Source organism: uncultured Arenimonas sp. (genome assembly GCF_963976025.1).
GTDB lineage: Bacteria > Pseudomonadota > Gammaproteobacteria > Xanthomonadales > Xanthomonadaceae > Arenimonas.
Map to the genome: position 1 here is coordinate 1 of NZ_CAXBJS010000094.1, position 10,413 is coordinate 10,413.

7 protein-coding genes and 1 tRNA gene are annotated in these 10,413 nt (G+C 66.0%); all 8 read left to right on the forward strand.

Going from position 1 to position 10,413, the window contains the following annotated elements:
* The first annotated feature begins 19 nt into the window (after nt 1-19).
* Nucleotides 20-289, forward strand: coding sequence for an NADH-quinone oxidoreductase subunit NuoK (gene nuoK, locus AACZ35_RS08730; protein WP_339828284.1), 270 nt, complete (start codon nt 20-22; stop codon nt 287-289).
* A gap of 7 nt (nt 290-296) precedes the next feature.
* On the forward strand, nt 297-2,387 hold the full coding sequence (gene nuoL, locus AACZ35_RS08735; protein WP_339828278.1) for an NADH-quinone oxidoreductase subunit L: 2,091 nt from the start codon (nt 297-299) through the stop codon (nt 2,385-2,387).
* Nucleotides 2,388-2,406: 19 nt separating this feature from the next.
* Entirely contained in the window at nt 2,407-3,942 is a 1,536-nt protein-coding gene (locus AACZ35_RS08740) for an NADH-quinone oxidoreductase subunit M (RefSeq protein ID WP_339828279.1), read from the forward strand.
* 10 nt (nt 3,943-3,952) lie between these two features.
* Entirely contained in the window at nt 3,953-5,401 is a 1,449-nt protein-coding gene (nuoN, locus tag AACZ35_RS08745; RefSeq protein WP_339828280.1) for an NADH-quinone oxidoreductase subunit NuoN, read from the forward strand.
* A 74-nt stretch (nt 5,402-5,475) separates the two neighbouring features.
* A tRNA-Met gene (locus AACZ35_RS08750) sits at nt 5,476-5,552 on the forward strand.
* A gap of 167 nt (nt 5,553-5,719) precedes the next feature.
* On the forward strand, nt 5,720-6,259 hold the full coding sequence (gene rimP / locus AACZ35_RS08755; protein ID WP_339828281.1) for a ribosome maturation factor RimP: 540 nt from the start codon (nt 5,720-5,722) through the stop codon (nt 6,257-6,259).
* Nucleotides 6,260-6,291: 32 nt separating this feature from the next.
* Nucleotides 6,292-7,779: a transcription termination factor NusA gene (gene nusA / locus AACZ35_RS08760; RefSeq protein ID WP_339828282.1), complete on the forward strand. Its 1,488-nt coding sequence runs from the start codon at nt 6,292-6,294 to the stop codon at nt 7,777-7,779.
* Between the two features lie 75 nt (nt 7,780-7,854).
* Nucleotides 7,855-10,413, forward strand: a 2,559-nt coding sequence (gene infB, locus AACZ35_RS08765; protein ID WP_339828283.1) for a translation initiation factor IF-2, incomplete at its 3' end; no start/stop codon positions are given.

Here is a 10,413-nt window from a genome sequence, read left to right on the forward strand (position 1 = left end):
TTACCTCGCGCTTGCCGCGGTGCTGTTCTGCATCTCGGTGGCCGGCATCTTCATCAACCGCAAGAACGTCATTGTGCTGCTGATGTGCATCGAGCTGATGCTGCTGGCGGTGAACATCAACTTCGTGGCCTTCTCGCGCTTCCTGGGCGACGTCGACGGCCAGATCTTCGTGTTCTTCATTCTTACCGTGGCGGCTTCCGAGGCCGCCATCGGCCTGGCCATCCTGGTGACGCTGTTCCGCAACCGGCGGACCATCAATGTCGCCGAACTCGATTCGCTGAAGGGTTGATCGCGCGATGATTTCAATGAACATCCTGCTGGTCATCGCCCTCGCGCCCCTGCTGGGCTCGGTCATCGCCGGCCTGTTCGGCAAGCAGGTGGGCCGCGCCGGCGCGCACTGGGTCACCATCCTGGGCGTGGCGGTCAGCTGCGCGCTGTCGCTGCACGTGCTCTGGCAGTTCCTGGGCATGGACGCGGCGCCGTTCAACCAGAACGTCTACACCTTCTTCGAAGTGGGCGGCTATTCGGCCCACGTCGGCTTCATGGTCGACACGCTCACGGCCATGATGATGGTGGTGGTCACCTTCGTTTCCTTGCTGGTGCACATCTACACCATCGGCTACATGGAAGAAGACCCGGGTTACCAGCGTTTCTTCAGCTACATCTCGCTGTTCACCTTCTCCATGCTGATGCTGGTGATGAGCAACAACTTCCTGCAGCTGTTCTTCGGCTGGGAAGCGGTGGGCCTGGTGTCCTACCTGCTCATCGGCTTCTGGTACAAGCGCCCGACCGCCATCTTCGCCAACCTCAAGGCCTTCCTGGTCAACCGCGTCGGTGACTTCGGCTTCCTGCTCGGCATCGCCGGCGTGCTGGCCTGGGTCGGCACGCTCGACTACGCCACCGTCTTCGCGCATGCCTACAACAGCGAACTGCAGGGCACCTTCACCCTGTGGTCGGGCAAGATCGGCATGGGCGGCTGGAGCATGGACGTGCTCTCGGGCCCGGTGGATGTCGAGATCATGACCTTCATCTGCATCTGCCTGTTCATCGGCGCCATGGGCAAATCGGCCCAGGTTCCGCTGCACGTGTGGCTGCCGGACTCGATGGAAGGCCCGACCCCGATCTCGGCGCTCATCCACGCCGCGACCATGGTCACCGCCGGCATCTTCATGGTGGCGCGCATGTCGCCGCTGTTCGAACAAAGCGAAACCGCGCTGGCCTTCGTGCTGTTCATCGGCGCCACCACGGCCTTCTTCACCGGCCTGATCGGCATCGTGCAGAACGACATCAAGCGCGTGGTCGCGTATTCCACGCTCTCGCAGCTCGGCTACATGACCGTCGCCCTGGGCGTCTCGGCGTATTCGGCCGCGGTGTTCCACCTGATGACCCACGCCTTCTTCAAGGCGCTGCTGTTCCTGGCGGCCGGCTCGGTGATCATCGGCATGCACCACGAGCAGGACATGCGCAAGATGGGCGGCCTGAAGAAGTACATGCCCATCACCTACTGGACCAGCCTGATCGGTACCCTGGCCCTGGTCGGCACGCCCTTCCTGTCGGGTTATTTCTCCAAGGACACCATCATCGTCGCCGCGCAGAAGGCGGCGGAACAGGGTGGCTGGGTGCAGCAGTACGGCTATTACGCGGTGCTGCTGGGCGTGTTCGTCACCGCCTTCTACAGCTTCCGCCTGCTGTACATGACCTTCCACGGCAAGGAGCGTTTCCGCGACGTGGCCCACCACGATGAACACGCCGACGACCACCACGGCCACCACGGCCCGGTCGAACCGCACGAGTCGCCGTGGGTGGTCACCGTGCCGCTGATCCTGCTGGCGATCCCGTCGATCTTCATCGGCTTCTTCACGGTCGGCCCGATGCTGTTCGGCGAGTACTTCCGCGGCGCCATCGAAGTGATGCCGGCGCACGACACCGTCGCCATGGCGGGCAAGGTGCTCTGGCACGATCACAATGGCTGGTTCTGGGCCGCGGTCGGCTTCGGCACCCACTTCTACGCCAGCATCGTGTTCTGGCTGGCCTTCGCGGGTTTCGCCCTGGCCACCTACATCTACCTGTTCAACACGGCCCTGGCCGATCGGTTCGCGAAGCTGTTCGCGCCCATCGTGCGCCTGCTCGAGAACAAGTACGGTTTCGACGACCTGTGGATCAAGGGCTTCGCCGGCGGCGGCATCAAGCTGGGCAAGTTCTCCTGGAAGCGCGGTGACGCCGGTCTTATCGACGGCCTGCTGGTGAACGGTACGGCCACCCTGGTCGACCGCGTCGGCGGACTGCTGCGCCACCTGCAGACCGGTCGCCTCTACAACTACGCCTTCGCCATGATCATTGGCCTCATCGTCCTGCTGGCGGTGCTGGTCAAGATGACCGGCGCCTGAGACTGACAAGGAAGACCCGATGCAATCCTCCTGGCCCCTGCTGAGCGTCCTGGTCTGGCTGCCGATCCTCGGTGGCATCCTGACGCTGGCCTTCGGCGACGCCCGCCAGACCCAGGCCAAGTGGTTCGCGCTGCTTGTCGCGGTCGCCACCCTGGCCCTGAGCCTGTTCCTGTTCGCCGGCCACGACGGCAGTTCGGCCGCGATGCGTTTCGTCGAGGACCGCAGCTGGATCCCGAGCTTCGACATCCGCTACCACATGGGCGTGGACGGCCTGTCGATCGCGCTGATCGCGCTGACCACCCTGACCACGGCCCTGGTGCTGGTGGGCGCCTGGGGTTCGGTCGAGCGCCGGGCGCACCAGTATTTCGCCGCCTTCCTGATCCTCGAGGGCATGATGATCGGCGTCTTCTGCGCGCTCGACGCCATCCTGTTCTACGTGTTCTTCGAGGCCATGCTGATCCCGATGTTCATCATCATCGGCGTCTGGGGTGGCCCGCGGCGCGTGTATGCCTCGATCAAGTTCTTCCTGTACACCTTCCTGGGCTCGGTGTTCATGCTGGTCGGCCTGGTGTACCTGTACATCGTCTCGGGCGAACGCCTGGAGGGCGGCGCCAGCTTCCAGCTGGCCGACCTCTACCAGCTCAAGCTGACCGCCCAGGAACAGATGTGGCTGTTCTTCGCCTTCCTGGCCGCGTTCGCGGTGAAGGTGCCGATGTTCCCGGTGCACACCTGGTTGCCCGACGCCCACGTCGAGGCGCCCACGGGCGGTTCGGTCATCCTGGCGGCGATCATGCTCAAGATCGGCGGCTACGGCTTCCTGCGCTTCACGCTGCCGCTCGTGCCCGATGCGGGGCAGGAGTGGGCCTGGCTGGTGATCGCGCTGTCGCTGGCGGCGGTGATCTACATCGGCCTGGTGGCGCTGGTGCAGGAAGACATGAAGAAGCTGATCGCCTATTCGTCGATCGCGCACATGGGCTTCGTCACCCTGGGCACCTTCATCGCCTTCGCGCTGGTGCGCGAGCTGGGCAATACCGACGCCGCCCAGCTGGGCGTGCAGGGTGCGATGGTGCAGATGATTTCGCACGGCTTCATTTCCGGCGCCATGTTCTCGTGCGTGGGTGTCGTCTACGACCGGATGCACAGCCGCATGATCCGCGACTACGGCGGCGTGGTGAACACCATGCCCTGGTTCGCCGCCTTCTTCGTGTTCTTCGCGATGGCCAATGCCGGCCTGCCGGGCACCTCGGGTTTCGTCGGCGAGTTCATGGTCATCCTGGCCGCGTTCCAGTACAACGCCTGGGTCGCCTTCGGCGCCGGCTTCACGCTGATCCTCGGCGCGGCCTACACCCTGTGGATGGTCAAGCGCGTGGTCTTTGGCGACGTCGCCAACCACCATGTCGCCGAGCTCACCGACATCAACGGCCGCGAAGTCCTGGTGCTGGGCGTGTTCGCCCTGGGCACCCTGGCGCTGGGCGTGTACCCCAAGCCGCTGACCGACCTCATGGAAGCACCGATCGCGCAGCTGCTGACCCAGCTCGCCGCCACCAAGCTGTAAGGAAGCCCCGATGGCCCTGCCGATGCCCACACTTGCCGACCTCCAGCCCCTGGGGCCGGAGATCTTTGTCTGCGGCGCAGCCTTCGCCCTGCTGATGATCGACCTGTTCCTCTCGGATGCACGTCGCGGCCTCACCCATTTCCTGGCCCTGTTCATCCTGGCCGCCGCCGCCGTGCTGACCGCGCGCGAACTGGGTGCGGAAACCACCTGGGGTTTTGCCAACCTGTTCGTGCGCGACACCATCGGCGACGTGCTCAAGATCACCATCTACCTGGTGGCCGCGGCGTCCTTCATCTACGCCAAGCCCTACCTGCAGGACCGTGGCCTGTTCAAGGGCGAGTTCTACGTGCTGGGCCTGTTCTCGGTGCTGGGCATGATGCTGATGGTCTCGGCCGGCAGCATGCTGGTGCTGTACCTGGGCCTGGAACTGCTGGCGCTGAGCTCCTACGGCCTGGTCGCCATGGACCGCGACAACCCGCGCTGCTCGGAAGCGGCGATGAAATATTTCGTGCTCGGTTCGCTGGCCTCGGGCCTGCTGCTGTACGGCATGTCCATGATCTACGGCGCCACCGGCAGCCTGCAGCTGGGCGAGATCCACGCCGCCGCGGCGTCCACCGGCGACCGCACGCTGCTGCTGTTCGGCGTGGTGTTCATGCTGGTCGGCATCGCCTTCAAGTTCGGCGCCGCACCCTTCCACATGTGGCTGCCCGACACCTACCACGGCGCCCCGACCGCGATCACGCTGTTCATCGGCTCGGCGCCCAAGCTGGCCGCCTTCGGCATGGCCTACCGCCTGCTCGAGGACGGCGTCGGCCCGCTCGACGCGCAGTGGCAGGACATGGTCGCCTGGCTGGCGGCGCTGTCGCTGGTGGTGGGCAACCTGGTCGCGCTGGTGCAGACCAACCTCAAGCGCATGCTGGCCTACTCGACCATTTCGCACGTTGGCTTCCTGTTCATGGGCCTGGCCCATGGAGGGCCGCTGGGCCACGGCGCGGCGATGTTCTACGCCATTGCCTACGCGCTGATGTCGGCGGCGGCCTTCGGCGCCATCATCCTGCTGTCGCGCAAGGGCCACGAAGCCGAGGAAATCTCCGACTTCCGCGGCCTGTGGGCGCGCAATCCGTTCCAGGCCCTGCTGGTGATGTTCGTCATGGCCTCGCTGGCCGGCGTGCCGCCGTTCCTGGGCTTCTGGGCCAAGCTTGAAGTCCTGCTGGCGGCCCTGGACGCCGGCCTGCTGTGGCTGGCCGTGGTCGGCGTGGTGTGCGCGGTGATCGGCGCCTTCTACTACCTGCGGGTGATGAAGGCCATGTTCTTCGACGAGCCGGAAGGCGAGGGCCCCAAGCTGCACCCCGACAGCCACCTGCGCGTGCTGTTTGCGGTCAACGCGGTCGCGCTGCTGGCGCTTGGCCTTTTCGCCGACACCATCCTTCACTGGGTGGGCCTGGCGTTCCCGGTCTGAGCCCTGGCTGAGCGGTAAACAAACGCCGGGCTTGCGCCGCGAAAGCCTAGCCCCCTATAATGCGCGCTCACTGCTGCGGGGTGGAGCAGTCTGGCAGCTCGTCGGGCTCATAACCCGAAGGTCGCAGGTTCAAATCCTGCCCCCGCTACCAGTTTCTGGCGATGGATTCCGAAAGGGTTTCATCGCACAGGCTTTTTCCCCGGGTTGGCTGCCAGCCGATCCCGGGGAAGCCGGAACCTGGATGTACCGGAAAAGGGCCTCACGGCCCTTTTTTGTTTTTGAAATTTGATCAACGCGAATGAGGCGCGGGACCGACGAATGACCGGAAAGGCGACCGAAATCAGCAATCTGCTTGCGCCCACTGTCGAAGGACTGGGTCTTGAACTGCTGGGCGTTGAATTCGCGCCGACCGGCAACAGCGCGATGCTGCGCCTGTACATCGACGCCCCCGGCCGCCACGTCGCCATCGAGGACTGCGAAGCCGTCAGCCGCGAGATTTCCGCGGTGCTCGACCTCGAGGACCCGATCACTTCCCAGTACACGCTGGAAGTGTCCTCGCCCGGCATCGACCGCCCGCTGTTCACGCCGGCGCAGTTCGCCCGCTTCATCGGCGAACAGGCCAAGTTGAACCTGCGGCTGCCCGTGGACGGCCGACGCCGCTTCCAGGCGCGCATCGAGCGCGTGGACGGCAACACGATCGTGCTGGTTTTCGACGGCCGCGAAATGGCGGTCGCCCACGAGAACATCGAAAAGGCGCGCCTGGTCCCCGACCTGGTCGCCCTGGGCCTGGCGGCCCAGCCCAAACCCACCGGTCCGCGCGGCAAGCGCAAGACCGGGAATGAATCCGATAACCCCTGAGGCGTCCGACGCCTTTCACGGAGCTGGAAGAGATGAGCAAGGAACTGTTGCTGGTGATGGAAGCGGTAGCCAATGAAAAGGGCGTGCCGCGTGGCGTGATCATCGAGGCCATGGAAGCCGCGCTGGCGTCCGCCGCCAAGAAGCGCTACCACGAGCAGGACGTCGCCATGCGTGTCGCCATCAACCCGACCGACGGCAGCTACGAAACCTTCCGTCGCTGGGAAGTGGTGGCCGACGACGTGGTCATGGAATCGCCGGACCGCCAGATCCGCCTGATGGACGCCGTCGACGAGAAGGAAGGCGCCGAAGTCGGCGACTACGTCGAAGAGCAGGTCGAAAACGCCGAGTTCGGCCGCATCGCCGCCCAGGCCGCCAAGCAGGTCATCGTGCAGCGTGTTCGCGAAGCCGAGCGTGCGCAGGTGGTCGATGCCTGGAAGGACCGCGTCGGCGAACTGATCAACGGCATCGTCAAGCGCGTCGAGCGTGGCAATGTCTACGTGGACCTGGGCGGCAATGCCGAAGCCCTGATCCCCAAGGACAAGGCCATCCCGCGCGACGTGCTGCGCCCGGGCGACCGCGTGCGCGGTTACCTGCTGGACGTGCGCTCGGAAGCGCGTGGCCCGCAGCTGTTCATCAGCCGCACCGCGCCGGAGTTCATGATCGAGCTGTTCAAGCTCGAAGTGCCGGAAGTCGGCCAGGGTCTGGTCGAGATCAAGGCCGCGGCCCGCGACCCGGGCGACCGCGCCAAGATCGCCGTGCTGGCCCACGACCACCGCACCGATCCCATCGGTGCCTGCATCGGCATGCGCGGTTCGCGCGTGCAGGCGGTCAGCAACGAACTCAACGGCGAACGCATCGACATCGTGCTGTGGTCGGACAACCCGGCGCAGTTCGTCATCAACGCCATGGCGCCTGCCGAAGTGCAGTCGATCATCGTCGATGAAGAAAAGCGCTCGATGGACCTGGCCGTGGCCGAGGACAAGCTGGCCCAGGCCATCGGCAAGGGCGGCCAGAACGTGCGCCTGGCCAGCCGCCTGACCGGCTGGCAGCTCAACGTCATGACCCAGGACCAGGTGACCGCCAAATCCGAGTCCGAACAGGCGGCCGCGCGCCAGCTGTTCATGGACAAGCTGGAAGTCGACGAGGAAATCGCCGGCATCCTGGTCACCGAGGGTTTCAGCACGGTCGAGGAAATCGCCTACGTGCCGGCCGCCGAGCTTCTGGCGGTGGAGGGCTTCGACGAGGACATCGTCGAGGAACTGCGCGCCCGCGCCCGCGACGCCCTGCTTACCGAGGCCCTGCTGGTCGAAGAGGACATCGAAGAACACAAGCCGGCCGACGACCTGCTTTCGCTCGACGGCATGGACGAGGCCACGGCCTACGCCCTGGCCGCGCGCGGCGTGGTCAGCCGCGACGACCTGGCCGAGCTGGCCACGGACGAGATCACCGACATCGAGGACATGGACGAGGAACGTGCCGGCAAGCTGATCATGGCTGCCCGCGCGCACTGGTTCGAATAAGACCGCTGCACCCCGCTAGCCCCGAGAGTCACCATTGCGCGCCTCGCGCGCAGGAAACGAAGGAATCGCCACCAAATGTCTGAAGTCACCGTTGGTTCACTGGCCAAAGTGCTGGGAATGCCCGTCGAGAAGCTGCTCGAGCAGCTGGCCGGCGCAGGCATGTCCTTCAGCGGGCCGGATCAGGTGGTCAGCAGCACCGAGAAGATGAAGCTGCTTGGCTTCCTGCGCCGCACGCACGGCAAGGACGACAAGCCGGCCGAAGGCGCCGCCCCGCGCAAGATCACCCTGCAGCGGCGAAAGCAGGAAGAGCTGACCGTCAGCGCTGGCAAGTCCAAGTCCACCGTCACCGTCGAGGTCCGCCAGAAGCGCACCTACGTCAAGCGTGACGAAGTGGACGCCGCGGCGCCGGTCACCGACGAGCGCACCGACGCCCTGCGCAAGCTCGAAGAGTCCAAGGTCCGCAACGACGCCGAACTGGCCGCGATTGCCGAATCCGACCGCAAGCGCCAGCTCGAGCGCGAGGCCGACGAGGCTGCGCGTCGCAACGCGGAGGCCGCCAAGGCCGCCGCGGCTGAAGCCGCCAAGGCTGCGCCCGTCGTCGAAGATCAAGAACCCGCCGCCCCGGCCGCGCCCGAAGTCGCGCCGCTGGCGCCCGGCGCCATCGTCATCCACGAGCGCAAGCCGCGCCCGAAGCCGGCCGCGCCGCCGCCGCCGAGCCCCAAGGCCGCCACGCCCGCGGGCAAGGCCGCCGGCAAGGGCAAGACCGTGCGTGGTTCCCACGCCATGGTCGACAACGAAGGCGACGGTGGCCAGGCCACGCGATTCGCCGCCGGCCAGCTGCACCTTTCCGAATCCGAACGCGCCCGTCGTGGTGCCGCCGGCAACCGCAAGAAATCCCGCGCCCGCGGCCCCGAGCCGTCGCGCAGCGGCGGTGGCCAGCACGGCTTCTCCCGTCCGACCGCGCCGATCGTGCGCGAGGTCTTCATCGGCGATTCCATTGCCGTCACCGACCTGGCCCAGAAGCTGGCCATGAAGGGCGGCGAAGTGGTGCGCGCGCTGTTCAAGATGGGCGTCATGGCCACCATCAACCAGGTGCTCGACCACGACACCGCGGTGCTGGTGGTCGAAGAGCTTGGCCACCGCGCCAGCAAGACCGAAGAAGACAACGCCGAGACCACGCTGGTCGCGCTGCAGGGTGAAGTCCAGGGCGAGAAGAAGAGCCGTCCGCCGGTGGTCACCATCATGGGCCACGTCGACCACGGCAAGACCTCGCTGCTCGACTACATCCGCCGCACCAAGGTGGCCACCGGCGAAGCCGGCGGCATCACCCAGCACATCGGCGCCTACCACGTGGAAACCGAGAAGGGCGTCATCAGCTTCCTCGACACCCCGGGCCACTCCGCCTTCACCTCCATGCGTGCCCGCGGCGCCAAGCTCACCGACATCGTGGTGCTGGTTGTCGCCGCCGACGACGGCGTGATGCCGCAGACCGTCGAGGCCGTGCAGCATGCCCGCGCCGCCAACGTGCCGCTGCTTATCGCCGTCAACAAGATCGACAAACCCGAAGCCAACCCGGACAACGTCAAGCAGGGCCTGGTCAAGCTGGAAGTCGTGCCCGAGGAATGGGGCGGCGACGTGCAGTTCGTCAACGTCTCGGCCAAGACCGGCGAAGGCGTGGACGCGCTGCTCGAGGCGATCTCGCTGCAGGCCGAAGTCATGGCACTGCAGGCCGTCTACGATGCCCGCGCCACCGGCGTGGTCATCGAGTCGGCGCTGGACAAGGGCCGCGGCCCGGTCGCGACGGTGCTGGTGCAGCAGGGCACCCTGAAGAAGGGCGACTACCTGGTGTGCGGCACCCATTACGGCCGCGTGCGCGCGCTGTTCGACGAAGCCGGCAAGCAGGTCGATTCGGCCCAGCCGTCCATCCCGGTGCAGGTGCTTGGCCTGTCGGGCGTGCCCGACGCCGGCGACGACTTCGTGGTCGTGGCCGACGAGCGCCTGGCCAAGGAAGTGGCCCAGGAACGTGACGCCAAGCGCCGTGAATCGCGCCTGGTGGCCGCCGCCGGCAGCCGCATGGAAGACATCATGGCCCAGATGGGCCAGGACAAGGACCAGGCCACCCTGAACCTGCTGGTGAAGGCCGACGTGCAGGGTTCCGTGGAAGCACTGCGCCAGGCCCTGGTGGCCCTGTCGAACGACATGATCAAGATCAACGTGATCAGCTCGGGCGTCGGTGGCATCACCGAGTCCGACGCCACGCTGGCCGCGACCTCCAAGGCCGTGATCATCGGCTTCAACGTCCGCGCCGACGCCAGCGCCCGCAAGGTCATCGAGACCAGCGGCCTGGACCTGCGCTACTTCTCGATCATCTACGACGTCATCGACCAGGTGAAGCAGGTCGCTTCCGGCCTGCTGGGCATGGAGATCCGCGAAGAGATCATCGGCATCGCCGAAGTCCGCGACGTCTTCCGCAGCTCCAAGTTCGGCGCCGTCGCCGGTTCGCTGGTGGTCGAGGGCGTGGTCAAGAAGAGCAAGCCGATCCGCGTGCTGCGCAACAGCGTGGTGGTCTTCGAAGGCGAGCTCGAGTCGCTGCGCCGCTTCAAGGACAACGTCGAAGAGGTCAAGTCGGGCGTC

Excerpts from the sequence above, each read along its gene's own strand:
- nuoL (WP_339828278.1), top strand. The coding sequence starts at position 297 with ATGATTTCAATGAACATCCTGCTGGTCATCGCCCTCGCGCCCCTGCTG.
- AACZ35_RS08740 (WP_339828279.1), top strand. The coding sequence starts at position 2,407 with ATGCAATCCTCCTGGCCCCTGCTGAGCGTCCTGGTCTGGCTGCCGATC.
- nuoN (WP_339828280.1), top strand. The coding sequence starts at position 3,953 with ATGGCCCTGCCGATGCCCACACTTGCCGACCTCCAGCCCCTGGGGCCG.
- rimP (WP_339828281.1), top strand. The coding sequence starts at position 5,720 with ATGACCGGAAAGGCGACCGAAATCAGCAATCTGCTTGCGCCCACTGTC.
- nusA (WP_339828282.1), top strand. The coding sequence starts at position 6,292 with ATGAGCAAGGAACTGTTGCTGGTGATGGAAGCGGTAGCCAATGAAAAG.